Genomic DNA, 25239 nt, shown 5'->3' on the forward strand with positions numbered 1-25239 from the left:
CGCCGGTACAATCGCAGAGGAGTCACAGCCAACGCGGGAGCAATCGCATGATTCTGCCGAATGTGAGAGCGACCTTCGGGCGGCGGGAAGCTGAGATCCTGCTGTCTCTGGCCGGTCCGGACGGCGAGCGACGGCTGAACGAGGAGGGGATCGACTCCCTGCTCGATGATCCGGCGCTCGTACGTGCGCTGCTCCGTCGGCAGGGGATCGACACGACCTCCGCTCCGCTCGTCTTCTACCTGCTGGTGCGGCACGCCCTGCTCGAGCGGGAGATCCACGATCGCCGGCTGGCGGATTACACCGCGGCGGTGCTGCTGGAATTCGGCCGGGTAGGCCGCGGCATTCACAAGGATGACGATGAGGCGATGCCGATGAGCCTCTACCTCGTGGACATTCTGGCGGAGATCGAGCGAGCGCGGGGCGAGCGCGAGTTCAAGCTGCGCACGCACCTGGGGAACCTCGCCCTGTGGCTGGCCGGAATCTTCCCGGATTACATCACCCATCGGGTGCAGCGCCGTGGCGCCCCGCCGCTCAGCTACTACGACGAGCTTGGAGCGGCCAGCTTCCGTAGCGCCGCGGGGATGGATCTCGCTCTGCGCTACGGCGTCGGCGACGTGCTGGTGCGCGCGGCGGACGAGTTCACCCGCATCCGTTCGGCGCTCAACGGCCTCTCCGACGCCCTCTTCTTCCCCACCCCGAAAGACGCCGTCGAGCGGGTCCTGCGCGAGGTGGCGGATCGCTTTCATCGCAACCTGGAAGGCTGAGAACGACGGGTTCTCCGCCACTCACCGGAGCCTCCACAGTGACAACCGACAGGCAGGGCCCCGGCGATTCGCTGGACCCGCACCTTGCCCGCAGACTGCTCGAGCAGGCGCGGGCCGCGCGGGCCCATGCGTATGCCCCTTACAGCGACTTCCCGGTCGGCGCCGCCCTGCTTTCGAGAGACGGGCGCATCTTCACGGGGGTCAACGTCGAGAATGCCTCCTACGGCCTCTCCACCTGCGCCGAGCGCGCGGCCGTGGTAAGTGCCGTCGCGGCCGGGACGAGAGGCTTCACCGCCATCGCCGTGGTCGGCCCGGAGGACGGCAGGGCCTGCCCCCCTTGCGGCGCCTGCCGGCAGATCCTCCACGAGGCGGACCCCGAGATGCTGGTCATCACCGAGGGCACGTCAGGGCCGGTGATCACCCCGCTGCGGGCGTTGCTTCCCTCTGCGTTCGAGCGGTCGGACGTGCGGCGTCGATCGGTGCAGCCATGACTGGCGAGAGCAGCCACGCGCCGCGCATGCGCGCGATCATCGAGCGAAAGAAGGCGGGGCTCCGTCTGAGCGCGGACGAGCTGGCCACTATCTGCAATGGGGCCGTTGCCGGCTCCATCCCGGACTACCAGCTCGCTGCCTGGCTCATGGCGGTCTGGTTTCGCGGGCTGGACGCGACCGAGACGCTCGAGCTCACGCGGGCGATGGTAGCCACGGGACGCACGTTGGACTGGACCGGGATCGACCGGCCGGTGGTGGACAAGCACAGCACTGGCGGCGTCGGAGACAAGACCTCGCTGGTGCTGGTGCCCCTCGTGGCGGCCGCCGGCCTTGCCTTCGTGAAGATGTCGGGACGCGGCCTCGGTCTCACCGGCGGGACGATCGACAAGCTGGAGGCGATCCCGGGCTTCCGGGTGGAGCTGGCGCCGGATGAGCTGAGGCGTCAGGTCGAGCGCATCGGGTGCGCACTGGTCAGCCAGAGCCCCGACCTGGTTCCTGCCGACGGGGTGCTGTACGCGCTCCGCGACGTGACCGCGACCGTGGACTCCGTGCCCCTGATTGCCAGCAGCGTAATGTCCAAGAAGCTCGCGGCTGGCGCGGGCGCCATCGTCCTCGACGTGAAGTACGGAGCCGGGGCTTTCATGGGAACCATCGACGAGGCCCGGGAGCTGGCGCGGACGATGGTGCGGATCGGGACAGAGGCGGGGCGTCGGGTCCGGGCGGTGATCAGCCCGATGCACCGACCGTTGGGCCGCGCCGTCGGTAACGCCCTGGAGGTGGAGGAAGCCATCGAGACGCTGCGTGGGGAGGGACCCGCAGATCTGTGGGAGCTCGCGCTGCAGCTCGGGGCGCAGCTCATGACGATGTCCGGGGTGAGCGACCCGGAAGAGGCCGCGGTCAGGCTGCGCCGCATCCGGGATTCGGGCGAGGCGCTTCAGCGCTTGCGGGAGCTGGTCGAGGCGCAGGGAGGCGATCCCTCCGTCGTAGACGATCCGGATCTCCTTCCTTCGGCGCCCATCGTGACAATGGCGACCGCGCCGAGGGCGGGATGGGTCGCCGGTGTAGATGCGGGCGCCGTCGCAGAGGCGGTGCTGAGGCTGGGTGGTGGCAGGGAGGTAAAGGGAGCCGCAATCGATCCCGCGGTGGGAGTGGTGGTGCTGCGGAGCGTCGGCGAGCGAGTCGAGGCGGGAGAGCCGCTCGCGGAGGTGCACGCCCGCTCCGAGGCAGATGTTCACGCGGTCCTCTCGCGGCTGGCGAGTGCGTTCAGCCTCGTCGATCGGGAGGATGCGTGCCCGCCGGAGCCCGAGCTCGAGTGGATCGACGATTCCTGATCGCGCAGGAGAGGCTCAGCCCTGCGAGGCGGCGTTCTCCCGAATGCGAATCGTACGCGCCAGCTCGTCCCGCGCCTGCAGCAGCTTCAGGCGGATATCGTCCGGTAGGTCGCTGGTCTCGGCCAGGAATCGATCGACCAGGGCGAGCGCTTGCGGGCCGGTCCGGGAGGCGACGAAGCTGTCGACCCACTGTGGGAGGAAGAAGATCCGCCGGTTTTCCCGAATCCAGGTGAGCTTCGAAAGGGCCTCTTCCAGGAACGATAGGGTGAGGCCCTCCTGCTCCGGGTGGTTGAAGGCCGACAGGCTGGCCGTCGCCCATTCCTCGTTCAGGCTCGCATCCTCCAGGTAGCGACGGAAGTACTCCGCCTTCGCGTCGCGGTCCGGGCGGGCAGCACCGGCGATGAAAGCCTGTCTCGCCCCCTCCTGCGTTGCATCGCGCCGCGCCTCCGCCCGGAGGATCGAATCGGCGCTCTCGTGCCCCATCGCTACCAGCGTGCGAACCGCGGCCCACCGACTGGGCTGGGCCAGCGGCGCGCCATCGAATAGCCGTCGCTCCGCAAGCAGGTCCTCCAGCACCCGCAGCGCCCCCTCGCCGCGCGCCCCCGCCAGCAGCGCATCTAGCCGGCCCTTTCTCAGGTCATAGCTGTCGCCGGCCGCATCCATGCCTTGCACCAGCAGCTCCTCGAATTCGCGTCGCCACGGATCGGTACTCTCGTCGAGGTAGCGGTCCAGCGCGACCCTGGTTCGGCTCAGCAGGAACTCGGCGATCTGTTCGTCCTCTTCGGCGAGGAGCTCGCGCAGCACCGCGGCGACGAAGCGGTCCGGTGCGACCCGGCCCGCGCGCACACCCTCCCACAGCGATCCCCAGACTAGCGTGCGCAGGAGATCGTCCTCCAGGGAGCCCACGTTCTCGATCAGGTGCTCCGTGCTGCGCTCGTCGAGGAGGAAGATGCCGTAGCCGAAGTCGCCGTCGTTGGCGAACACGTAGTCCGGTGCGGGCAGCCCCACGGCCTCGCCCACGAGGGTTGTGTCTCCAGTGAGCTCAATGGGAAGGAGCCTGTCCTGTCCGTTCGCGTAGCCGAGTCGTACCCGGACCCGCCCCGGCCACGAGGTCGCGTCGCTGTCCGGCAGCGGGCCGGCTGGCCGCTGCACCAGGCTTAGCGCCGACACCACTCCATCGCGGATCTCCAGCTCGGCTTCCACCTCGGGCACACCACGCGACAGGATGTATCGTTCGCCGAATTCCGTAAGGGATCGGCCGGACGCATGCTCCATCTCCTCCAGCAGATCCCGCCAGGTGAAGGAGTCGAACTCAAACCGCCGCAGCAGCCTCTGCACACCGGCGCGGAAGGCTTCCTCACCGACGAGAAAGTTCAACTGCTTCAGGATGGAGGGCGCCTTGTTGTAGACGATCGGTCCGTAGTTGCTCTTCGCCAGATCGAGGTTGGACAGCGCCTGCCAGACGGGGGTGGTCCCACTCGTCGCGTCCACACGATACGCCGGCGGCTTGTTCTGGAGGTAGAACGTCTTCCAGGCACCCGTGCCGGGGTTGAGGGCGTCCTGCATCCGCGCGGCCATGTAGGTGGCGAACCCCTCCTTGAGCCAGAGATCGTCGAACCACTGCATCGTGGCCAGGTCGCCGAACCACTGGTGTGCGATCTCGTGGTAGATGGTCGCGTCACGAGCGAGTCGCTCCGGCAGCGTAGGGGGCTCGCGGAAGATGAAGCGTGATTCGTTGTAGAAGATGGCCCCCGGGTGCTCCATCCCGCCGAAAGGAAACGCCGGCGCGAGGAGCAGATCGAGCTTCTCGAAGGGATACGGATGGTCGAAGTATTCCTCCAACCATTGCAGCGCCCTGCGGTTGCGGGCGAGGAGAGTGTCCGCGTCGACCTCGGCGGCGCGGGAGCGGCGGGCGTACAGCGTCATCGGCACCGCGCCGGCGCTGTCGGTCCAGGTCGCCCACGGGCCTACCGCGAACGCGGCCAGGTAAGTACTGATCGGAAGGGTGGGACGGAACCGGACCCAGCGGGCGTCGGCGAGGCTGACGCTGTCTTCGAGCGGGGCGTTGGAAACGGCAATGGTACCTTCGGGCATCGTCAGCTCGAGCTGGACCATCGCCTTGAGATCGGGCTGATCGAACGACGGGAACAGCTGGCTCGCGTCGGAGGGAACGAGCAGGGTGTAATGATAGGTGTCTCCACCTGAAGCCGAAGAGGCGGAATCGGCGGCTTCGACGAACCTGACGACGCTCGCCCCGGCGGCCGCCACGGGCGACATGAAGCGTATGTCGACCATGTTCGGCCCATCTAAAAGGTGTTCCTCGGGGACGATGATGTGCCCGTTGACCCACGCCGCGTTCTTCACCTCTGTCTGGTTGGCGAAGAGATCGGTCACGGAGAGGCCGCGGAAATCCAGCACAAGGTGCCCTGCCCCGGGTGCGCGCTCGAAGAAGATGGTGACGTCGCCGCGCACCCAGGTGCTGTCGGTGAGATCGAGGGCGAGATGGTAGGCGACGTTGCTGATCGTCTGCGAACGAAGGCGGGCCAGGTCCTGAGGCACGCCGGGGCGGACCAGCGGTCCGACCTGCACCGGCTCAACAACCTGAGGTCGGGGAGGGGCGCATGCGGTGAAGGTCAGCACGATGAGCGCGACACGACCGACTACGGCCGATCTCCACATCGATCAGTCTGTTCTGGCGGGGTTGGGTGATCGATCCGGCGAAGCCATCCCGGTGCCGGGTCGCAAAGACCCTGTCGGGCAGAGCTCGAAGGCAAGGGGGGCGGTATTCACCGGCAGACGAGCACCGGGTCGAAGCGAACGTAGAAGCGGCTTGCGACGGAGGCAAGCGGTCGACTGTCTCGGCGAACCCGTCCGACCCATAGCTCACCTTGCCTCGCGCTGGAGTGGTATCTAGCTTTGCTCAGTAGTCTCCCTCATCCATCTCCCGCCTTTCCTCGATCCGCCCGGCGCTATGAAAGCTCTGCTGGTCGAGACGGACGGCTCCAACTCTGTCCTCCTTGGCGAGCTCCTGGGCAGTTCCGGGTGGGAGATCCATGCCGTTTCCGCTGCCCACGCAACTGCCCGTTTCCGCGAGTGCCCCTGCGGCCTGGTGATCCTCGCAGGTCCTATCGAGGCCTGCGCGGGACTGGCGCCGTGTCTCCGTGCACTCCCGGGTGGGGAGGAAGCGTGGATCGTGGCCCTGCACGACGGCGGCGACGGCTTCGAGGCGCTGCTGGAAGCGGGAATCGACGATATTCTCGATCCGCAGGGCTCACCCCGACTCCTGGCTGCCCAGATCGCCCTGGTCGAGCAGCGAGTCAAGCGACACTCGGCTTCGAACCGCGACGATCTGATCCGCGTTTTCGAGCGGGCTCTGCGGGAGAGCGAAGTCCGGTACCGTGCGCTCTTCGACCAGTCGCCGGTGGGCGTCTTTCTCTGCGATCGTTCGCTCCGCATTACCGACATCAACGAGCGGCTGCGACAGATCACCGGTCTGCCGCGCGGCACCATGGTGGGGATGAGCCTGCGGGACGAGGAGTATCCTCCCGTCCCCGGACTGCAGGACGCCGTCGTGGGTGAAACAGCCTTCTACGACGGCCCGTACCTGCATCCCGATGGATCGCAGCTGTGGGTCACGGTGCGATACGCTCCGCTGCGCGATCCCGATGGTGTAGTAGTCGGAGGAATGGGCGTCGTCGAGGACGTCTCCGAGCAGCACAGGGCGGAGCAGCGCCTGCACCTGCAAACCGCGGAGCTGGAGCGGGTGAACGAGATCCTGCGCGAGCGAACGCTGGCGCTGGAAGACGCGATGCAGGCGCGAACGCGGCTGTACACGTCGATGAATCACGAGCTCCGCACGCCCATCAGTGCCATCATGCTCTATCAGGAGCTGTTGATGAGCGGCGCGCTCGGCAGCCTGACGTCGGAGCAGCACCAGGCAATCGAGAGGTCGCACAACGCCACTCGCCACCTGCTCGAGCTCGTCTGCGACATCCTCGACCTCTCGAAGCTGGAAGCGGGACGCCTGGTGCTGAATCCATGCGAGACCCGGCTGGACGAGTTGCTGAACGATCTGATGGGAACCATGCTGCCAGTCACCGAGCGGTACGGGTCCAGGCTCGTCCTGGAGGTGGAACCGGACCTGCCGGCGGTGCGTACCGATGCGCAGCGAGTGCGACAGATCCTGCTCAATCTCATCTCCAACGCCGCGAAGTTCGGTGGCGGTCGGCCGATCGCGGTACGCTGCAGCTCAGGGGAGGACAACACGGTCGTCATCGAGGTGATCGACGAGGGAATCGGCATCGCCAAAGAGGACATCGAGCGAATCTTCGACGACTTCGTGCAGGTGGGCAGCCCGCCGGAGACGGGGACGGGGCTGGGCCTCTCCATCTCACGCCGTCTAGCCACCCTGCTGCAGGGGACGCTGGGGGTGGACTCCACCCCCGGAGTGGGGAGCACCTTCCGCCTCACGCTCCCCGTGACCTTCGGCGCCACCGGCCCCGTCGTGCTCGATGTCGCGAACTGAGATGGCGGAGTCTTCCTCTCTCCCTCCGACACCGGCGGCGCTCCGAATTCGCCGCGAGTACACCATCGCCCGCCTCTGCGAGCACTTCGCGCGGGATCACCTGGAGGCCGAGGAGCTGGAAGACCTGATCGACCGGGCGCACAAGGCGGAGACGCTTGCCGCGCTGGACAACCTGCTCGTCGGGCTGCCGGAGCTCACCCCCACCCCACCGGTTCACGCCGCGAAGACCTCGCTGGCGACTCGCGATGCCAACCAGGTGGTGGTCGCGATCATGGGGGGCGCGGAACGGAAAGGTTCGTGGGCACCGCCCGAGAACCTTTACGTGGTGGCGGTGATGGGCGGCACTCTGCTCGACTTCCGTGAAGCGCAGCTCGGTCCGGGAGTTACGACCGTCAACGTGCTCGCTCTCATGGGCGGGGTGGAGATCATCGTGCCCCCCGGGCTGCGGGTGGAGAGCCACGGAATCGGGATCATGGGAGGGTTCGGCCACGCCACGCAGCGCGCCGAGGCAGCGGAGGACGGCCCGGTGCTACGCATCACCGGCGCGGCGATCATGGGCGGAGTCGAGATCAAGGAGAGGCCGACTCGACGGGAGCTTCCGCGCAACGGGCAACCTCGCTGAGGCGAGGCCGGCCTTCCCGCTAGCCCCGATTTGCAACACTGTTGCTGGAGCGTCGTTGCTGGAGCCCGGGGAGGCACCCGCCGTCCCGGGCGCGTATGTTTCGCGCGTACGAAGCTGGGCGGCGCCTGTTCCGGAGTGTGCACGCGTGTGCATATGGCGCACGTCCGCACGATCCTGTACCTTTGGGCGTTTGAATGCCCGACGATGCGGGGGGAGGTGCGCCAGCCTCTTCCCGCATTGCTTCTGATGCCCCGGCATCCCCCGAAAGTGAGCCCGACTCACCCACCGCTCCAGCCCGCCGGACGGAGCGGCTGACGGGTTGCGTACGGCCGCCATACAGGCGGCATCTGATGAGGAGGAACCATGGTGAAGATCGCGGTGCCGAAGGAGACGCTGCCCGGAGAGACCCGAGTCGCTCTCGTGCCGGAGAGCGTCGCCAGGCTGGCCAAGGCCGGCGTCGAGGTCGCGGTGCAGAGCAACGCCGGCCAGGCTGCGAGCATGCCCGACGAAGCCTATGAAAAGGCCGGGGCAACAGTCGTGAGCGATCTGGCATCGCTCTACTCCGGCGCCACCGTGATCGCCAAGGTACAGCGTCCGAGCCGCGAGGAGATCGGCCAGATTCCTTCGGGTAGCACGCTGATCTCGCTGCTTCAGCCCGGCTTCGACGATTCCCTCTTCGAGCAGCTCGACCGTGCCGGGATCACGGCCCTCGCCCTGGAGAAGGTACCGCGAATTACCCGCGCTCAGTCGATGGACGTCCTCTCGTCGCAGGCGACCGTTGCGGGTTACAAGGCCGCGCTGATCGGCGCGATGCACCTGGACAAGTTTCTCCCCATGCTGACGACCGCGGCGGGGAGCATCCCTCCGGCCAAGGCATTCATCATCGGCGCCGGCGTCGCGGGACTGCAGGCGATCGCCACGACCCGGCGGCTGGGCGCGATGGTATCCGCCTTCGACATCCGCCCCGCGGCTGCCGAGCAGGTGCAGAGCCTGGGCGCGACCTTCGTGGCGTCGGAGCTGGTGTCGGCGGAGGCGGAGACCGAGGGCGGCTATGCGAAGGAACAGTCGAGCACCGAGCAGGAGCGCACGCTGGCCGCCATCGGGGCGCACATCCCCGCCATGGACCTGGTCATCACCACCGCTCAGATCCCGGGGCGGCCGGCACCGCGACTGATCACCGCCGAAATGGTTCGCTCGATGCGCCCGGGATCGGTGATCGTCGACCTGGCTTCGGAGACCGGCGGCAACTGCGAGCTGACACGCGCCGGGGAGACGGTCGTGGAGAACGGGGTGAAGATCATCGGCCCCGTCAACCTCGCGGCCACGCTGCCGCTGCACGCCAGCCAGATGTTCAGCCGCAACGTGCTCACTCTGCTGCAGCACCTGATCCGCGAGGGATCTCTGACCATCGACCTGGAAGACGAGATCGTCGGGCCGATGTGCGTTGCGCGCGGAAGCCTCGAACTGGCTTCCACGGGACAGGGTGCTTCACCCGAGCAGAGTTGAGCCGGCGCTTCATCGATCGACCACTGGAGCTGAGATGACCGAGAGTCTGATAACGGGGATCGTGGTCTTCGCCCTGGCCACCTTCCTCGGATACGAGCTGATCCAACGGGTTCCTCCGACCCTCCACACCCCGCTGATGTCGGGTGCCAACGCGGTGAGCGGCATCACTATCGTGGGCGCCCTGGTGATCGCGGGTAGCGGGCACGGCTGGATCTCGAGCGCGCTAGGCTTCGTCGCGATCGTCTTCGCCATGATGAACGTGGTGGGCGGCTACGCCGTGACCGATCGGATGCTGCAGATGTTCCGCAAGGAGCGCTGACATGAACAATCCGGCATTGGTTACGCTGGCCTATCTGGTTGCAGCGTTCCTGTTCATCATCGGCCTGAAGCGGTTGCAGAGCCCGGCCACGGCTCGACGTGGTAATATGATCTCGGGCGCGGGGATGCTGATCGCGATCGTGGTGACTCTCTTCGATCGCGCCATCGTCTCCTACGGGACCATCATCGCGGGCCTGGTGGTGGGATCGCTGATCGGGCTGATCATGGCTCGTTCGGTCAAGATGACGGCGATGCCGCAGATGGTCGCCCTGCTGAACGGCTTCGGGGGCGGTGCGTCGCTCCTCGTGGGGTCAGCCGAGCTCCTGCGGGAGCAGCTTCTCGGCCAGCAACTCCCGTTCGCCACAGCGCTCACCATTCAGCTCGCAATCCTGATCGGAGCGGTCACGTTTACCGGGAGCATCATCGCCTTCGCGAAGTTGCAGGAACTGATGACGGGGCGGCCGATCGTGTTCGGCGGACAGAAGGTGGTGAATGCCCTCATCTTCGTGGCGATAGTCGCCTTGGCCGTCTACCAACTGGTTACTCCGGATACCGTGCTGGCGGCTTTCTACGCCGTGGTCGGTCTGTCGCTGCTGCTGGGGGTGCTGCTGGTGATCCCGATCGGTGGCGCCGACATGCCGGTGGTGATTTCGCTGCTGAACTCGTATTCGGGAATCGCCGCGGCGATGACCGGGTTCGTGATCGAGAACACCGTATTGATCATCTCCGGTGCGCTGGTCGGCTCGTCCGGCATTATCCTGAGCCAGATCATGTGCCGGGCGATGAACCGTTCGCTGACCAACGTGCTGTTCGGGGCGTTCGGTGCGGTACAGGCGGGCTCCAAGCGCAGTGCCGAGGGTCTCACGGTCCGCACCATCACCCCGGAGGATGCCGCAATCCAGCTCGCCTATGCGCAGCAGCTGGTGGTCATCCCCGGCTACGGGATGGCCGTTGCGCAGGCACAGCACCAGGTGCGGGAGCTGGCGGAGCTGGTGCAGAAGAGTGGCGGGGACGTGAAGTACGCGATCCACCCGGTGGCCGGGCGGATGCCGGGGCACATGAACGTGCTCCTCGCCGAAGCGAATGTGCCCTACGACCAGCTCATCACGGATGTGGACGAGGCCAACGCGGTGTTGGAGCGGGCGGACATCGTCCTGGTGATCGGCGCCAACGACATCGTGAATCCGGCGGCGCTGGAGGACCCGGGTTCGCCGATCTACGGCATGCCGATCATCCGCGCCGACCTTGCGCGCCACGTGATCGTGATGAAGCGAAGCATGGGAAGCGGTTTCGCCGGCATCGAGAACGACCTGTTCTACCGCGAGAACACCTCGATGCTGTTTGGCGATGCCAAGGCTTCCCTGACGGCGCTGATCAGCGAGATCAAGCAGGAGATTGGAGCGGCGGCGTGAAGCTCGGGGTCCGCGGCCGCTCGGCCGCGGGGTCGTCTCGGGTGTAGAGAACGAGATCCTGGAGCTGGCGCGCGGACAGATGGGGCTCGAGGCAGCGGAAACCCTCGCGGTCGATGCGTGCCCCACGTAGCTCCGTCCTCCACATCTCGACGCCGTCGAGGCGCGCTCCGACCAGGTCGGCGTCGGTCAGATCGGCCTCCCGCAGCCGGGCCCATCGGAGGTCCGCCAGCGCGAGGCTGGCGTGCGTGAGCTGGGCCGTCTCGAGATGGGCGTGGGTGAAGCGCGCGCCCAGTGCGGTCGCGTGGGAGAGGTCTGCGCCTTCCAGGCAGGCCCAGGCGAGGTTGGCGCCGCGCAGGTCTGCCCCGCGGAGATTCGCCCCGCGCAGGTTCACCCGCTCGAGGTCGGCGCTACGAAGCGAGGCTCCTTCCAGGTTGGCACCTTCAAGGTTCTCACCGCTCAATTCTATCGGGGCTTGTGCCCGAAGCCTCGCCTCGAGCTCCGAGTCGGAAATCGTCCGTGGCTTCGTGTTAGGCATGTCAGACTCCTGAGGGAACGTGCAACGACTGGTCCTCTTCGACATCGACGGCACGCTGCTGTCCGCGGCCGGCGCGGCAGGGCCACCCTTCCGCGCCGCGCTGGAGCAGGTGTTCGGGACGTCCGGACCAATCGATGGCTACTCCTTCGCCGGCCGAACGGACCCGCAAATTGCGCGCGAGCTGCTCGGCCTGGCGGGGCTCGACCGGGAGCGGATCGAGCACGACCTGGACCGGATCTGGGAGATCTACCTGGCCGGCCTGCGGGACACCCTCGCCCGGATTCCGGTGCGCGTGCTCCCGGGGGTGCCCCGCCTGCTCGATACGCTGGAGGCGGACCCCGCCGCGATCCTGGGCCTCCTGACGGGGAACATGCGGGAGGGAGCGCGGCTGAAGCTGGAAGCAGCGGAGTTGGGGTTCGACCGCTTCGTGGTCGGCGCCTTCGGCTCCGACCACGCCGACCGCCCCGAGCTCCCCGCCCTGGCCGTGCGGCGGGCCGAAGAACGGTTCGGCCACCGCTTCGACGGCAAGTCGGTGGTGATCATCGGCGATACACCCCGCGACATCGCCTGCGGCGCCCACCTCGGCGTCCGCACCATCGCCGTCGCCACCGGCTCATACTCCCGCGCCCAGCTCGCCGACTGCGGGCCGGACTACGTGTTCGACAACCTGGCGGACACGGAAGCGGTGTGCGAGGCCATCTTCAGCGAACTCTGACGCGGCGGTGGCGAATTACGAATTACGAATTACGAATTACCAAGAACTCTATCATTCCTCGACCACCTCATCCGATCCTCGACCTTGTCACCCGAACAAAGCGCCGGGTCGCAAGCTGGCATCCTCGCGTCGCGCGATCCTCCGCTGGCGCTCAGGATGACCGGGGTGCTCCGGGTGACAGTGTGTGTCTCCGAATGCTGTTAGTAATTCGTAATTCGTAATTGCTGCGGGCGCCCCCAATTCAAAATTCAAAACTCAGAATTGCCCCTAGAAGACAGTCACCCCCAGCAGCACCTGGTCCCGCTCGAGTCGGTCGTCCTGGTCCTCGTCGGCGGAGGTGCTCATGCGCCGCCACTGGGCGTCGAGGCCGATGAGCGGGGTGACCTGGAAGCGGACGCCGAGCTGGTAGCCGAGCTGTGACCGTCTCTTGTCCTGGATCTCCAGGTCGGGATCGGTCACGTTGTCCTGATCCAGAACACCGAGTCCCGCGTGCACACCCGCATAGGGCGAGATGGGCAGCATCGGCAGCCGGAGGAAGTAGTTCACCTCTCCGAGGACGGTGAACTCGCGCGAGTCGAAAGCCTCCTGGTCGCTCTTCGCCGTATAGCCGGAGATCCCCACTCCCAGCCCCACCGGTAGCACCAGCTCTGCCCCGAGGCCGAAAGCGTCGGCATCGGGGAGCTGCCGCGACTCACGCGCCTCCTCGGCGGCGGAGGAGTTGACGATGTAGTGCCCCTTGAGGGCGAAGCCGTTCTGTGCGCTCACCGGCGTGATCGCCGCGGAACCGAGCACGAGGACAACCGCTGACAGGATCGCACCACGCATCATCTCTATCCCCTGGTTCGTGTGCAACGCCCTCGCGGGTCCTCCGCCCGCGAAGGTCGTTGTCCGACCCCACCGCCCCGCGCATGGTTCCACCGGCGGTGTGCCGCGCCGCGCACAAGGGCCCGCGCGTGCGGCCGTCCCAACCCGCTGATGTGGCGGTCCCCTAATCACTTAGACTGATCCCGAAGAATCGCAAGGCGGTTCTCTCGCAAGGAGACGATTGGGCCTGGCCGGCCTCCTCCCGAAGCGCACCCCGTGCGCCTCGCGCGCCGGGTCGCAGGCGACAAGAGCGGCGATGCCGGCCTCGTCGTCGATGACAAGGATGTCGGAGGGGGGAGCTATCGCTCCGGGCTGTGAGTCGATCCCGGAGATGAAGCTAGTGGGGGCGGTTGAGGATGAGGATGAGGTAGCAGCGGTGCGGAGCGCAGGCCTCACGCCTCGCTTACCCGCAAGGGAACGCGCACGGTGAAGAAGCTTCCCTCTCCGAGTCGGCTCTGGACCCGGATCTGCCCTCCGAGAAGCTCAATCAACCGCTTCGAGATGGTCAGCCCCAGCCCCGTGCCTCCCGCGCGCCGCGTGGTCGGCTGGTCGACCTGCCAGAAAGGCTCGAAGATCCGGTCGTAGTCACGCGCGGCCACCCCGATCCCGGTGTCACCGACCACCACCTCGAGGTGATCCCCATACACCTCCGCGCTGAGACGGATTCCCCCTTCTTCCGTGAACTTGACCGCATTGGAGAGCAGGTTGAGCAGGACCTGCAGCAGCTTCTCCGGATCGGTCTCGATCTCGGTGTCCTGCGAGGGTCCCTCCACGTCGAGGCTGAGGCTCTTGTCCAGCGCAAGGGGCCGAATGATCACTTCGGCCCGCCGGAGTAGCTCGCTCACCGCCACAGTCTGCCGCCGGATCTTGGCTTCGCCGGCCTCCAGACTGGCGACCGTCAGGATCTCCTCGATCAGCTCCTGCAGATGCTTCGCCGATACGGTGATGCGCTCGATCTGCTCGCGCTGGGCGTCGGTGAGCGGTTCCGGGATCCCCAGTTCCAGCAGCTCGGCGTAACCGATGATGGCGGTGAGCGGTGTGCGTAGCTCGTGGCTCATCACCGCGAGGAAATCGCTCTTGGCCCGACTCGCTGCCTTGGTCTCGTGGTACAGCCGCGCGTTGTCGATCGCCAGGGCGGCACGGGCAGCCAGCTCGCGGGCGAGCTCCAGTTCGCGCGTACCGTAACGGTGATCCTGACGCGCCGAGGCAAAGGTGAGCGCGCCGATCGTTTTGCCCCTCGCGATGAGCGGAACGATCATGATTGATCGCGCGCCGAGACGCCGGAAGAGCGCAAGGTGCTCGCCATCAGCAGCGACGCGCTCCAGTCCCCTGCCATCGCTCTCCATAGCCAGCTCCGGCTCGCCGGTCCGCAGAACGCGGGCGACTCCCCCCGAAGCGTTCACATCCCGAGGGCACCGCAGGGCGAGAGCGCTGGCGACCTCCTCCGGGATCTCCGGGCCATGCTCCACCGCCACCCGGTCCACCCTCCCTGACTCCCCCAGGATATCCACCGCACACCAGTCCGCGAGCTCCGGAACCGCCAGCCGGGCGACGTTGCGAAGAGTAGTTCCGTAGCTCAGCGAGGAGACCAGGGCCGCGCTGGCCTCGGCCAGGATGCGCCGGCTACGCTCGACCGACCGCTCCTCCGTGACGTCCACGATGGTGGCAATCGCGGCGACGACGCGCCCCACCTCGTCGCGGATCGGGGTGGTGCTCATGCGGACGACTCCGCGCGTGCCGTCGAGCCGGAGGATCTCCAGCTCCTCTCCCTCGAGGGCCACGCCTTCGGCGACCGTGCGCACCAGGGGCCACTCGTCGATCTCGTAGGGTCGCCCATCCTGGTGGAAGGCGACCCAGCTGCCAAGCTCGTCCTCAGCGAAGGGGGTTGCCGATGGCAGGCGCCACACCGCGGCGGCCCGCTCGTTGTGGAGGACGATCCGCCTGTCCGCGTCGATGACCAGCGCGGCAAGGGGGAGATGCGGGATTACAGCCTCGAAGTGGGCCAGGGCCGCGGGGAGCGGCACCGGCGCCGCACCCTCACGAACGGCTCTACGCTCCGCCCCGCCTGACCTTTCCATCATGGTCTACCCTGCAGCGTAACCACGCTCAGGCGAGAAGCGCTGAGAAAGGCCACCGGCATCATCGATTCCGGATCGGGCAGCAAAGGGGAGACCGACATGCTCTCACGGGTGTGCCGCGCCACGAGTCAAGTATCCACCGCCTCACCCCGCCCCGGGCGTCTCGGACAACATGGGGCTTTGCGGGGTCTTCGCCAAGGGAAGACGTCCAGGCGTTCATGCAGCGCGGCGGGAACCACACGTGGATAGATCTCGGGCAGGAGACCATCCGCTCCAGTCGCGAGGCCATGATCATCGTGGATGAGATCCCAGCACACGAACCACAGTGTGTCGTCCCTGAACCTGAACGACGTGGTGCGCACCGCCGCCTCTGGAACGGCGCCGCGGCGATCTATGGGATCTATGGATAAGGACTGCCAAGGGGGTGCTGATGGTCACTACGAGGCAGGACTGACAACCAGATCCCCACCCCGGGCGCCTCACGGCGCCCGCCCCTCTCCGGTGATAAGAGGGTGGCGCGCCGTAGAGGCGCGCCGGGGTGAGGATGAAAGGACCGGGCTCAGTAGCCCGGATTCTGGGCCAGGTTGGAGTTGAGATCGCGCTCCCCGACCGGAATCGGCCAGAGATAGTCGCGCGGAGACGAGAAGCTCCGCTGCCAGGTTCCGAACACGGTGACGATCTGGCCGTTCTCCCAGATATCCATGCCTGCGGGCTGCCCCGGCATGACCTCCTCGGCGATCTTCCAGCGGCGAATGTCTGCCAGCCGCAGCCCCTCGGTGCCGAGCTCCACGGCCCGCTCGTTCCGCACCAGCTCAATCGCCTGTTCCTGCGAGGTGAGCGTCACCTCCGGCATGCCCACTCGATCGCGGAGCTGGTCGAGCGCCGCCTTCACGCTCGGGTCACTCCACTCGCCCAGCTCGATCCTGGCCTCGGCATACATCAGCAGCACGTCCGCGTAGCGCATCTTGATGATGTTGAGGCCACTGTTGTTACGCTGATCCTCGTCCTGTGGATCGACGTACTTCTTCATCACGAAACCGGTCTCCGTGTTGTTGAAGTTGCTGCGATCCAGACGATCGACCGTGGGGCTGTTTGGATACGGGTTGAAGACCGCGCCGTTGAACTGCGCCCCGGGGAAGATGACCGTCGCGTACAGGCGCGGATCACGATTGGCGTACATCCCCAGCGACACGACCTTCCCGTTCTCGATCACGGGCGGGGACGGATCGTAGAGCGGCGACTCCTCGATCGTGAGCCCGTCCGTCATTCGGTACTCGTCGACCAGCGCCCGCGTCGGGGCGAGGTCGACCACACCGCCCATGGAGTGCGGGGCAAACCAGCCGAAGGCGCCCCAGCCGTTCACGCCCTGCACGTGCTGGTAGTCGAAGATGACCTCCGGGCTGCCCTCACCCGCATAGGTAAAGAGCTCGGCGTAGTTCGGATGGAGCGAGTAGACCCCCGACTCCATGACGTCCTGCGCCGCGTCGGCCGCGATGCGGAACAGCTCGTTCGCGCGCGCGGCGTTGCCCTCCGTGTACTTGTTGTAGCTCGCCTCATACAGCGCCGCGCGCGCAAGGTACGCCAGCGCGGTCCCCCGTGTGGCGCGCCCGTATTCCGCCGCCGGCCAGCGATCCGGCAGCCCCTCCGCGGCCGCGCTCAGGTCGGCGAGCACGAAGTTGATCACTTCTTCCCGCGACGCCCGAGTCGCTTCGCGCGCTTCCTCAATGGTGGGAACCTTGTCGTACAGCGGCACGCCTCCGAAGAGCCAGAGGAGCTCGTGATAGAAGTAGCCGCGGAGGAAACGCGCCTGCGCCTGGATCTGCGTCCTGAAGTCTGGCGAGAGCTCTGCCTCGGTGGTCTCCAGCCGCGTCAGGATTTCGTTGGCCCGGCTGATGCCTTCGTACAGCCGTGCCCAGATGCCCGCGGACCAGCCGCTGGTCGCATCCTGGTGGCCCATCGCGTAGGCGTGGTTCACCGTCCAGTCCTTCTTCGAGTACAGGTGGTCCGAGGCGCCGTCGATGAAGAACTGGTCCGTGTCCAGGACGTTCCGGTACGCCGCGTTCACCGCCATGGTGAAATCTCGTTCCGTCTTCCAGAAGATGGCGTCCGAGATCTCATCCTGTGGCAGCGTCGTCAGGAACTCGTCGTCGCACCCGGTGGCTCCGACCGCCAGACCGAGCGCCAACGCAAGAATGAATGGTCGTCTCATCGTTATCGCTCTCAGAAGCTGATGTCGGTGCCGATGCTGAAGACGCGAGTCTGCGGGTAGTAATCGGGAATGGGGTCCGGATACTCCGGATCCAGCCCGATCCCCATGTTGTGCCACGTCCACAGGTTCTTGGCGGTGAGGTAGATGCGCATGCGCTGCGCGCCCAGCCTCCCGGCGACCGAGGCCGGCAGGCTGTAGCCGATCTGAGCGTTGCGCAGCTTCACGAACTTCCCGTCCAGCAGCCAGTGAGAGTTGACCGTGTAGTAGTTGCGGTTGTAGTTGGCATACCAGGTCGGATGGCGCGCGTCCTGGTTGTCCTTGGCCGGGTCGTAGTAGCTGTTGTGCCACTCGGAGGTGTAGTTCTCCCATACCGGGCCCTGGATGAAGCCGAGCGCCAGGTACTGATCGCGCTTGCCCACGCCCTGGAAGAACAGCCCCGCATCCCAACCGCGCCAGGCGGCGTTGAGGTTCAGGCCGAACACGTAGCGCGGGTTCGGGTCCCCGATCACCACGCGGTCGTCCTCGTTGATGACGCCGTCCCCGTTCTGGTCGAGGAAGCGTAGGTCACCCGGTCGCGTGATCCACCCGCTCGGCTGCGGATGCGCATCGATCTCTTCCTGGTTGCGGAAGTAGCCGTCGGCCTCCAGGCCGTACCAGGCGTTGATCGGCTGGCCCTCCATCACCACCCGCTCACCACTCACGTACGGCCCGGTGCCGTTCAGGTCGACGACCTTGTTCCGGTTGTCGGAGAGGTTGAAGTCGAGGCCGTAGCTGATCTCACCGATCGCGTCCTGCCAGCCGATCGCCAGCTCCCACCCCTTGTTCTCCACGGCTCCCGCGTTGCGGAAGGGAGCGTCCCGACCCACCATGTCGGGGATGGGCAGCGCCAGCAGGATGTCCTCGGTCTTCCGGTTGTAGATGTCGCCGCTCAGCGATAGGCGACCGTCCAGGAAGGCGGCGTCGAAGCCGAAGTCGGTGACCGTGGTGGTCTCCCAGGAGAGATCCTCGTTGGCCACCTCGGTGGTCGCCGCACCGTCCTGTACGGCGCCACCGAACCAGTAGGGCAGTGTCACCGAGACGGTGCTGTAGTAGGAGTAGAGCGGCACGTCCTGGTTGCCGAGCTGGCCCCAGGAGGCGCGCAGCTTCAGCTCGTCGACGAAGCCGAGGTTGAAGAAGGGCTCCTCCGAGATGCGCCAACCGGCCGAGAAGGACGGGAAGAGACCGAAGCGGTGCCCCTTCGCGAAGCGGCTCGAGCCGTCGTAGCGCGCGTTGGCCTCGAAGAGATAGCGGCCCAGGAGCGTGTAGTTGATGCGGCCAAAGACCGAACGGAGCGCCCACTCCGACCCGGCGCCGAAGTTACCGCGGGTGTCGGCGTTGCCGAGGTTGATCTGCCGCACGTCGTTGTTGAAGAAGTCCGAACGCCAGGCCCGGAAGTCTTCGTTCTCCTGGCTGATCTGCTCGTAACCGAGGACGCCGGACACGTCGTGCGTCCCATCCCCGAACGAATGCCCGTAGTTGAGGAGGGCGCGGAGCGTCGTCTGCATCCCCGAGATGTCGCGCTGCTCCAACCGGTTGGGCCCCCAGGGCGTGCCTTCCGCTGGCCAGGTGGAGATGTAGCGCGAGTCGGTGGTGAACTCCTCCCAGTCCTCGACGTCGTAGCGCACCGAGGCGAGCGTCTGGAGCTCGACCCACTCGGGCAGGATGTCGAGATTGAACCTGCCGGTGACGGTCCCCTGCGTGAGGGCACGGCGCTCCTGGCCGCTCTCCCGAGCGTACGCGATGGGGTTGAAGCCGAAGAGATTGAGCCCGTACGTGCCGTCCTCCAGCCTCACCGGCCGGGTTGGCGGCGTGTCATGGATCAGATAGAAGAGCGAGCCGCCAGCGTTCGCGGGGAGAATGTCGGAACGTCGGTTGGCGGCGATGTCCACGCCGCCCGAGATGCGGTCGGTAGCCTGGAAGTCGGTGTTGAGCCGGAGGCCATACCGGTCCGCGCCGGTATTGGCCATCATCCCGCTCTCCTTCATGTAATCCAGCGATAGCGCGTAGCGGGCCGCCTCGCTGCCGCCGGTGATGCGCAGCGAGTGATCCTGGATCGGAGCCGGATCGAACTGCTCGTCCACCCAGTTGGTGTTGATTCCCTCGCCCCGACGGGCGGCGTCGATCTGCTCCTGGGTGTAGGTGGGTGGGTAGGTAGCGGGGTCGCACTGGCCGGTGTCGGCGCACCATTTCGCCATGTTGGCGCGGGCGATGTTACGCAGCTCCATGTGGCGCGCCGCCCCCACGTTCTTCGGCCAGGCGGTGATGTTCTGAATCCCCACGTAGCCGCTGTACGAGATCTGGGGCCGGCCGGTCGCCATCCCCCGCTTGGTGGTGATGAGAATGACCCCGTTCGCGGCGCGAGAGCCGTAGATCGCCGCCGACGAGGCGTCCTTCAGCACGGAGATGTTTTCGATGTCGTTCACATCGAGGGTGTTCATGTCGCCCTCGATGCCATCGATCAGCACCAGCGGCCGCGCCGCAGCGGCGGAGCCGCGATTGCCGCCCCGGCCCAGCGTCCCCTGCCCGCGCACCAGGATGTCGATGTCATTCCGCCCGGGTTGGGCGCCCCCGTCAAGGATCTGGAGTCCGGGCGACATCCCTTGAAGGGCGGCAGCGACGGTCGGAACGGGGAGCGCAGCCATCTCCTCGGCATTGACCGCCGCGACCGCGCCGGTGAGGTTGATCCGTTGCTGTGTTCCATACCCGACCGCGACCACGCCCTCCAGCTCCACCGCCTGCGCTTGCAGGATCAGGGTGACGGTCGCGGGCGACCCCGCCTGCACATTCACCTCCATCTCCTCGGTCGAGTACCCGAGGGAGCTCGCCCGCACCGTCTGCGTACCGACGGGAACCCCCGAGAGCTCGAAGGTTCCATCCGCACGAGTCAGGGTGCCGCGTTGCGTGCCGACGATGGTCACCGCCGCGCCGGTCAGCGGACTACCGGTGGACGCCGTCACCGTCCCGGTGATGGTTCCCAGTTCCTGCGCGGCCGCCTCGCTGGTCCCTATCGGGACCGTGATGCCCAAGCCGAGCAACAGACAGATGGCCCTTGGTCTCATGGCAGATCTCCTGGGTGGTGTGAAACGGCAGCCGAAGGCTGCGCGGGGACAGACATGGATGGCTGGATCGACGCCGCCGCTACGGACGGCCACCTGCGTCAAGTCACATCCCCGGACGGCGTGACGCAGAACATCCGGGATGCGGAGATCGCTACCAGACCGGCGGCGCCAGGGGCTGCGCGCCGCGCTCGTGCAAACCGCCTCGTGGAGAGGCGATCCGGCAGGTTCAGGTCGGTTCCAGCGGCAGTCTTGAACCATTGAACCTGCCAAAACCATCAGATGAACTTTGTTGCACTCTACATCGGAGGGGGCGGATGGTCAACAGAGCAGGCGGGGGGTGCGGGGTTGACCCTGTCCATGAATTTTGGTTAGATTTGGAGTTCTCCGTACGGACGGTGCGGGACGTGGCTCAGCCCGGTAGAGCACTCGCTTCGGGAGCGAGGGGTCGGCGGTTCAAATCCGCCCGTCCCGACTGGAGGAAGGGTCCGCTGGAGGGCCCGTGTGGTGGGCGTAGCTCAGTTGGTTAGAGCGCCAGATTGTGGCTCTGGAGGTCGCCGGTTCGATTCCGGTCGCTCACCCTGCAGGCGCTGGTCGCGGTGTGCCGTGGTGCAGCGTCCGCTCTGAGAGGCCCTATCGTCTAGCGGTCAGGACGCCGCCCTCTCAAGGCGGAAACCCGGGTTCGATTCCCGGTAGGGTCATTTGAGTTTGATGTACTAGAGGGCTCCTTCCGCGCAGCGGGAGGAGCCCTTCTTGCGTTCCCCACCGCCACGCTCCCCCGGCGCACAATAATCAGCCTGGGGGTTGCTTCCCTGCATACTTGCATTTACAAGTTGCTGCCGACTTTCGCATCACCCCCCATCTGCGAGGCGTAATGAGCCTGACCCAGAAATTGATCGCCGAGTTGCGGCGCGAGGCTTCTTCGACCCGGAAGGTGCTGGAGCGCGTGCCCGAGGATCGGCTCGACTGGTCACCGCACCCCAAATCGATGTCGCTCGGGCAACTGGCGCTGCACGTGGCGCGGCTCCCCGGGGGCATCGCGGAGTTGCTGACGCCTGCCGAGGTCGAGGCGCCCAATGTACCGCTCCCTGCCGCCCGGTCCCGCCAAGAGCTGCTGGCCGCTCTACAGCACGGTGTCGATCATGCCGCCGAGCGCTTCGAAGAGTGGGGCGAAGGGGGGCTCGAGGAGACCTGGAAGATGAGGATCGATGGACGTACTGCGATCGAGAGTCCCCGCTACGAGATGATCCGGAGTCTGATGATGAACCACATCTACCACCATCGCGGGCAGCTCACCGTGTACCTCCGCCTCCTCGAGGTACCACTCCCGCCCGTCTACGGCCCCACCGCGGACGAGAACCCCTTCGGCTGACCGCGAGGAGGAGGCGGGGCCGCCCGGCGCGGGAGGCGACGCTCGCGCCCCACGCCCATCTCCTCCGTTTCCGGCACTCGTTGTGCATTTCCTGCGATCCCATCGCGAAGACCGAGGTAGCAGCGATCCGGAAAGGGAGGAACGAGACAATGTCCGCAGCCGCTGGACGAACTGAGCTGCGCTCGATCTACGACGCGTATCGGAGCGGCGCCTTCGAGAAGGCAGCGGAGCGCTTCGCGGTGGATGCGGAGATCATCAACATGGCTACCGCGGACCGCTACGTGGGACGGGAAGGGTATCTCCAGTTCTCCCGCGCGTGGGCGGCGGCCTTTCCCGACCTCCAGGTCGAGGTCCTGCGACTCTCCACGAATCAGGAGGCCGCCCTGGCGGAGTACACCTTTCGCGGCACACACACCGGGGCGTTGATCACCGGCAGCGGCTACGTGCCGCCCACCTGGTCGCGCGTGGAGCTACGCCTCTGCGACGCGATCGAGCTCCAGAACGGCGCGATCACCCGCCTGCGAACCTACTTCGACTCGGCCACGCTGTTGCGGCAGATGGGCCTCTTCCCGAACAGTCCTCTCCACAGTGCCGACCGCCGCGCCCCGCTGGAGCTGTACGCAACCGAAGTGGATACCTCGGCGCAGCAGCGGAACAAGGCCATCGTCCAGCGTTTCCTGGAGGAGGTGATCAACCAGCACAACCCCGGTGCCGCGGCAGCGATCTGTTCGCCCGACGTGGTGTGGCACGGCGGCGCCATGGGCGAAGCGCACGGCCTGCCCGCCTTCCAGAACAGGCTGCGCTCGATCTTCCACTCGTTTCCGGACCTGAGCGTCGAGGTGCACGACGTGATCGCCGAGAGCGACCGGGTGGCGGTGCGCCTCACCATGCGAGGAACCCAGCTCGGCTACTTCCACGGGATCCCACCGACCGGTAGGGAGATCGACAGCTCGGCGATGAATACCTACCGCATCGCCGACAACCGCATCGTCGAGGAATGGTGGCAGCACGACTTGCTCGGACTGATGAAGCAGCTCGACTCGCCCGCACGCACGCCGTCAGGATGAACACCCTTCCGCCGACTTCGGCCACATGACTGCTTCTTCCGCCCCCGGACCCGAGGGTGGTGCCTACCCGGTATTTCGCAAAGACGGCGACGCGCGCGGCGAGGTGCAGGAGCTCGTGCGCACCCTCGGCGGCGACGGCCCGCGGATCGGCCTGCACAAGACGATTTACGCGGCGCGCGCCGACCAGACCGTCGTCCTGGTGACTGATCGGGAGTCGCGCCTCGCCAGCGAGCTGCGCACCCGCGGGTGGAGCGAGCCGCGCGATTCCGCGAACGAAGGGAACTGAGCCGTGGCCGTATCGCCGGAATACCGAGACTGGGTGCTCGAGCAACTCGCCGGCGCCGGCAGCGTGTCGGGAAGGAGGATGTTCGGAGGGTACAGCCTCTACCTGGACGGAACCATCTTCGGGATCATCGCCCACGACGTCGTCTACTTCAAGGTGGACGACTCCAACCGACCTGACTTCGAAGCCGCCGGGATGGGCCCCTTCCGCCCCTTTGAGGATAGCGACGTGGTGATGCAGTACTATGAGGTCCCGCCCGATGTCCTGGAAAACCGGGAGCAGCTTGCCGAGTGGGCACATCACGCCGCGGAGGTCTCGCGACGGGCAAGTAGCAAGCGGAAGAAAAAGAGATCGTAGTCTTTCGATCTAGGGATAGAGAAGGAAAGGTTCGCGCTCCCTCGCAAAATTCTCCGCCTCCACGCGCCAGCGCGCCAGCAGCTCATCGAGCTTCCCCGCGTCGATTGCCCCGCGCAGCTGGTCAGTCCCCGCCAGACGGTCCATGCTCGGTCCCCACTTGAACTCCTCGGGGTGGGTTCGACGGATCAGATCGATCAGACGCAGCACCGTCTCGATCGGACGGTAGGTGGCTCGGTCAGTCATCACCAGGCGCACCCCGGGCAGTGACTCGCCGGGGTACTTGCCCGCCGTCGAATCGACCTGGATCCGCACCGCTTCGAAGCGCACTCCCGACAGGCCGAGGGCGTTCATGGCTTCGGCGACGCTCGCGGCGTCGAGCCAGGGCGCTCCCGTCTGCTCGAATGGCAGGTCGGTCCCTCGCCCCTCCGACAGATTCGTCCCCTCCAGGTACACCGTACCCGGGTAGTGCGCGGCCGCTTCGAGCCGTCGAATGTTCGGCGAGGGGTTCACCCAGGGCAGGCCGGTTTCGTCGAACCAGGTGGCGCGCGTCCAGCCCTCCATCCTCACCACCGCCAGATCGGCGCCGATCTCGAAGCGGGCATTGAAGAGCCGCGCCAGCTCTCCCACCGTCATCCCGTGCCGGGAGGGGATCGGGTACATCCCCACGAAGCTCGCAAACCCGGGGTCCAGCAGTCCACCCTCCACGATCTCGCCGCCAATCGGGTTGGGTCGGTCGAGGACCACGAACGGGATCCCCTTCTCCGCCGCCGCCTGCATCCCCAGCGCCATGGTGGAGATATAGGTGTACTGGCGCGCACCAACGTCCTGGATGTCGAAGACCAGCACGTCGACGTCCGCCAGCATTCCCGCTGTAGGCTTCCGCGTGTCGCCGTACAGGGAATGGACGGGGAGTCCGGTGCGGGAATCGGTGCCCGAGGCGACCTGCTCCCCAGGCGCCGCTGTCCCGCGCAGGCCGTGTTCAGGAGTGAAGAGGGCGACGATCTTCAGCGGCGAAGCCACGAGGCGGTCGATCCCGCTGACCCCCTCGCGGTCGATGCCGGTGTGGTTGGTGATGAGGCCGATTCTTTTGCCGAGCAGGCTCTCCGGTGGGTCGCTGAGAAGCACTTCGAGGCCGGTAACGACTCCCGGGGCAGACGAAGGAGTCTCCTGCGCCACGCTGCACCCCGCGGTAATGGTTCCCATCAGAACCGCGGTGGCGGCGAGTAAGCCCACGAGTCTCATGGTCTCCCGGGATCAGGAGCGCCCGTCAGGGCGCCGCGGTGCAGGATCTCAGCCGATGAGAGCCTCGACTTCGTTGAGCACCCGTTTCGGGTCGCAAGGCTTGCTGATGAAGCAGACGCATCCCGCCTCCCGCGCCCGCCGGCCGACCGAGCCGTAGCTGTGGGCGGTCAGCATGATCACCGGGATGTCGCGGGTCTGCGGGTTGGTCTTCAACGCGGCCGTCGCCCCGACGCCGTCGAGGCGCGGCATGGAGAAGTCCATCACGATCACGTCCGGGCGGTGCTCCTGGGCCGCCTGCACGGCCTGCTCACCGTCCTCGGCCGCGACCACCTTGTAGCCGTGCCGCTCCAGGAAGAGCTTGTTGACGGCCAGGAAGTCGAGTTGATCCTCGGCGAAGAGAATGGTCTTGGAGCTCATTTACCGCACCACCGGAGGAGTTGCCTGTGACATGCC

General features: G+C 66.6%; 21 protein-coding genes and 3 tRNA genes. 16 read left to right on the plus strand and 8 right to left on the minus strand.

The window, feature by feature from the left end:
- Positions 1-47: 47 nt before the first annotated feature.
- Genes VF167_18550 through VF167_18560 form a run of 3 tightly spaced genes read left to right on the plus strand, consistent with a single transcriptional unit; the run spans position 48 to position 2586 of the window.
- Positions 48-764, plus strand: coding sequence for a hypothetical protein (locus VF167_18550; protein HEX6927433.1), 717 nt, complete (start codon positions 48-50; stop codon positions 762-764).
- Positions 765-802: 38 nt separating this feature from the next.
- Positions 803-1255 carry a cytidine deaminase gene (locus VF167_18555; GenBank protein HEX6927434.1) on the plus strand — a complete coding sequence of 151 codons (453 nt, stop codon included), beginning with the start codon at positions 803-805 and terminating at the stop codon, positions 1253-1255.
- Positions 1252-2586 carry a thymidine phosphorylase gene (locus tag VF167_18560; GenBank protein ID HEX6927435.1) on the plus strand — a complete coding sequence of 445 codons (1335 nt, stop codon included), beginning with the start codon at positions 1252-1254 and terminating at the stop codon, positions 2584-2586. Before VF167_18555 ends, VF167_18560 begins: the two co-directional genes overlap by 4 nt.
- A gap of 15 nt (positions 2587-2601) precedes the next feature.
- On the opposite strand, the gene VF167_18565 is transcribed toward VF167_18560, so the two are convergent.
- Positions 2602-5265, minus strand: a complete 2664-nt coding sequence (locus tag VF167_18565; GenBank protein HEX6927436.1) for a M1 family aminopeptidase — start codon at positions 5263-5265, stop codon at positions 2602-2604.
- A gap of 292 nt (positions 5266-5557) precedes the next feature.
- Here VF167_18565 and VF167_18570 point away from each other — a divergent pair, with 292 nt between their 5' ends.
- From VF167_18570 to VF167_18590, 5 genes are all read left to right on the plus strand, one after another.
- The gene (locus VF167_18570; protein HEX6927437.1) at positions 5558-7111 is read left to right on the plus strand and encodes a PAS domain-containing sensor histidine kinase; all 1554 of its coding nucleotides are present in this window, start codon (positions 5558-5560) and stop codon (positions 7109-7111) included.
- Positions 7098-7733, plus strand: a complete 636-nt coding sequence (locus tag VF167_18575; protein HEX6927438.1) for a hypothetical protein — start codon at positions 7098-7100, stop codon at positions 7731-7733. The genes VF167_18570 and VF167_18575 overlap by 14 nt, the downstream gene beginning before the upstream one ends.
- Positions 7734-8096: 363 nt before the next feature.
- A complete protein-coding gene (locus VF167_18580) occupies positions 8097-9239 on the plus strand; it encodes a Re/Si-specific NAD(P)(+) transhydrogenase subunit alpha (GenBank protein ID HEX6927439.1) in 1143 nt (380 codons plus the stop codon).
- Between the two features lie 34 nt (positions 9240-9273).
- A complete protein-coding gene (locus VF167_18585) occupies positions 9274-9558 on the plus strand; it encodes an NAD(P) transhydrogenase subunit alpha (protein HEX6927440.1) in 285 nt (94 codons plus the stop codon).
- 1 nt (position 9559) lies between these two features.
- Positions 9560-10969 carry an NAD(P)(+) transhydrogenase (Re/Si-specific) subunit beta gene (locus VF167_18590; GenBank protein ID HEX6927441.1) on the plus strand — a complete coding sequence of 470 codons (1410 nt, stop codon included), beginning with the start codon at positions 9560-9562 and terminating at the stop codon, positions 10967-10969.
- On the opposite strand, the gene VF167_18595 is transcribed toward VF167_18590, so the two are convergent.
- Positions 10941-11504 carry a pentapeptide repeat-containing protein gene (locus VF167_18595; protein HEX6927442.1) on the minus strand — a complete coding sequence of 188 codons (564 nt, stop codon included), beginning with the start codon at positions 11502-11504 and terminating at the stop codon, positions 10941-10943. The two genes, VF167_18590 and VF167_18595, sit on opposite strands and share 29 nt — an antisense overlap.
- A gap of 19 nt (positions 11505-11523) precedes the next feature.
- On the opposite strand from VF167_18595, the gene VF167_18600 reads away from it, so the two are divergent.
- Entirely contained in the window at positions 11524-12219 is a 696-nt protein-coding gene (locus VF167_18600; GenBank protein HEX6927443.1) for an HAD family hydrolase, read from the plus strand.
- 267 nt (positions 12220-12486) lie between these two features.
- Here VF167_18600 and VF167_18605 read toward each other — a convergent pair whose 3' ends face one another.
- The 4 genes from VF167_18605 to VF167_18620 form a co-directional block, all read right to left on the minus strand.
- Positions 12487-13047, minus strand: coding sequence for an outer membrane beta-barrel protein (locus tag VF167_18605; protein HEX6927444.1), 561 nt, complete (start codon positions 13045-13047; stop codon positions 12487-12489).
- A gap of 428 nt (positions 13048-13475) precedes the next feature.
- Positions 13476-15164 carry an ATP-binding protein gene (locus VF167_18610; GenBank protein ID HEX6927445.1) on the minus strand — a complete coding sequence of 563 codons (1689 nt, stop codon included), beginning with the start codon at positions 15162-15164 and terminating at the stop codon, positions 13476-13478.
- A 556-nt stretch (positions 15165-15720) separates the two neighbouring features.
- Positions 15721-17370 carry a RagB/SusD family nutrient uptake outer membrane protein gene (locus VF167_18615; protein ID HEX6927446.1) on the minus strand — a complete coding sequence of 550 codons (1650 nt, stop codon included), beginning with the start codon at positions 17368-17370 and terminating at the stop codon, positions 15721-15723.
- Between the two features lie 11 nt (positions 17371-17381).
- Positions 17382-20468: a TonB-dependent receptor gene (locus tag VF167_18620; GenBank protein ID HEX6927447.1), complete on the minus strand. Its 3087-nt coding sequence runs from the start codon at positions 20466-20468 to the stop codon at positions 17382-17384.
- A 398-nt stretch (positions 20469-20866) separates the two neighbouring features.
- Between VF167_18620 and VF167_18625 the strand changes: the two genes are divergently transcribed.
- The 7 genes from VF167_18625 to VF167_18655 all read left to right on the plus strand — a co-directional run bounded on the left by VF167_18625 (position 20867) and on the right by VF167_18655 (position 23544).
- Positions 20867-20940: transfer RNA gene (locus VF167_18625), tRNA-Pro, on the plus strand.
- A 32-nt stretch (positions 20941-20972) separates the two neighbouring features.
- A tRNA-His gene (locus VF167_18630) sits at positions 20973-21046 on the plus strand.
- A 48-nt stretch (positions 21047-21094) separates the two neighbouring features.
- Positions 21095-21166, plus strand: a tRNA-Glu gene (locus VF167_18635).
- Positions 21167-21339: 173 nt separating this feature from the next.
- Positions 21340-21837, plus strand: a complete 498-nt coding sequence (locus tag VF167_18640) for a DinB family protein (protein ID HEX6927448.1) — start codon at positions 21340-21342, stop codon at positions 21835-21837.
- A 149-nt stretch (positions 21838-21986) separates the two neighbouring features.
- The gene (locus VF167_18645) at positions 21987-22904 is read left to right on the plus strand and encodes an ester cyclase family protein (protein HEX6927449.1); all 918 of its coding nucleotides are present in this window, start codon (positions 21987-21989) and stop codon (positions 22902-22904) included.
- A gap of 25 nt (positions 22905-22929) precedes the next feature.
- Entirely contained in the window at positions 22930-23190 is a 261-nt protein-coding gene (locus VF167_18650; protein HEX6927450.1) for a hypothetical protein, read from the plus strand.
- A gap of 3 nt (positions 23191-23193) precedes the next feature.
- Positions 23194-23544 carry a TfoX/Sxy family protein gene (locus VF167_18655; GenBank protein HEX6927451.1) on the plus strand — a complete coding sequence of 117 codons (351 nt, stop codon included), beginning with the start codon at positions 23194-23196 and terminating at the stop codon, positions 23542-23544.
- 9 nt (positions 23545-23553) lie between these two features.
- Here VF167_18655 and VF167_18660 read toward each other — a convergent pair whose 3' ends face one another.
- Both VF167_18660 and VF167_18665 read right to left on the minus strand, forming a co-directional pair.
- Positions 23554-24786 (minus strand): DUF1343 domain-containing protein, encoded by a 1233-nt coding sequence (locus VF167_18660; GenBank protein ID HEX6927452.1) that lies wholly within the window; start codon positions 24784-24786, stop codon positions 23554-23556.
- 48 nt (positions 24787-24834) lie between these two features.
- The gene (locus VF167_18665) at positions 24835-25203 is read right to left on the minus strand and encodes a response regulator (protein ID HEX6927453.1); all 369 of its coding nucleotides are present in this window, start codon (positions 25201-25203) and stop codon (positions 24835-24837) included.
- Positions 25204-25239: the final 36 nt, after the last annotated feature.

The organism is Longimicrobiaceae bacterium (assembly GCA_036375715.1).
GTDB lineage: Bacteria > Gemmatimonadota > Gemmatimonadetes > Longimicrobiales > Longimicrobiaceae > DASVBS01.

Bases quoted from the DNA above. Each gene is read 5' to 3' on its own strand.
- VF167_18550 (HEX6927433.1), top strand. From the start codon at position 48: ATGATTCTGCCGAATGTGAGAGCGACCTTCGGGCGGCGGGAAGCTGAG.
- VF167_18560 (HEX6927435.1), top strand. From the start codon at position 1,252: ATGACTGGCGAGAGCAGCCACGCGCCGCGCATGCGCGCGATCATCGAG.
- VF167_18565 (HEX6927436.1), bottom strand. From the start codon at position 5,265: ATGTGGAGATCGGCCGTAGTCGGTCGTGTCGCGCTCATCGTGCTGACC.
- VF167_18570 (HEX6927437.1), top strand. From the start codon at position 5,558: ATGAAAGCTCTGCTGGTCGAGACGGACGGCTCCAACTCTGTCCTCCTT.
- VF167_18575 (HEX6927438.1), top strand. From the start codon at position 7,098: ATGTCGCGAACTGAGATGGCGGAGTCTTCCTCTCTCCCTCCGACACCG.
- VF167_18580 (HEX6927439.1), top strand. From the start codon at position 8,097: ATGGTGAAGATCGCGGTGCCGAAGGAGACGCTGCCCGGAGAGACCCGA.
- VF167_18585 (HEX6927440.1), top strand. From the start codon at position 9,274: ATGACCGAGAGTCTGATAACGGGGATCGTGGTCTTCGCCCTGGCCACC.
- VF167_18590 (HEX6927441.1), top strand. From the start codon at position 9,560: ATGAACAATCCGGCATTGGTTACGCTGGCCTATCTGGTTGCAGCGTTC.
- VF167_18595 (HEX6927442.1), bottom strand. From the start codon at position 11,504: ATGCCTAACACGAAGCCACGGACGATTTCCGACTCGGAGCTCGAGGCG.
- VF167_18605 (HEX6927444.1), bottom strand. From the start codon at position 13,047: ATGATGCGTGGTGCGATCCTGTCAGCGGTTGTCCTCGTGCTCGGTTCC.
- VF167_18610 (HEX6927445.1), bottom strand. From the start codon at position 15,164: ATGATGGAAAGGTCAGGCGGGGCGGAGCGTAGAGCCGTTCGTGAGGGT.
- VF167_18615 (HEX6927446.1), bottom strand. From the start codon at position 17,370: ATGAGACGACCATTCATTCTTGCGTTGGCGCTCGGTCTGGCGGTCGGA.
- VF167_18620 (HEX6927447.1), bottom strand. From the start codon at position 20,468: ATGAGACCAAGGGCCATCTGTCTGTTGCTCGGCTTGGGCATCACGGTC.
- VF167_18640 (HEX6927448.1), top strand. From the start codon at position 21,340: ATGAGCCTGACCCAGAAATTGATCGCCGAGTTGCGGCGCGAGGCTTCT.
- VF167_18645 (HEX6927449.1), top strand. From the start codon at position 21,987: ATGTCCGCAGCCGCTGGACGAACTGAGCTGCGCTCGATCTACGACGCG.
- VF167_18650 (HEX6927450.1), top strand. From the start codon at position 22,930: ATGACTGCTTCTTCCGCCCCCGGACCCGAGGGTGGTGCCTACCCGGTA.
- VF167_18660 (HEX6927452.1), bottom strand. From the start codon at position 24,786: ATGAGACTCGTGGGCTTACTCGCCGCCACCGCGGTTCTGATGGGAACC.
- VF167_18665 (HEX6927453.1), bottom strand. From the start codon at position 25,203: ATGAGCTCCAAGACCATTCTCTTCGCCGAGGATCAACTCGACTTCCTG.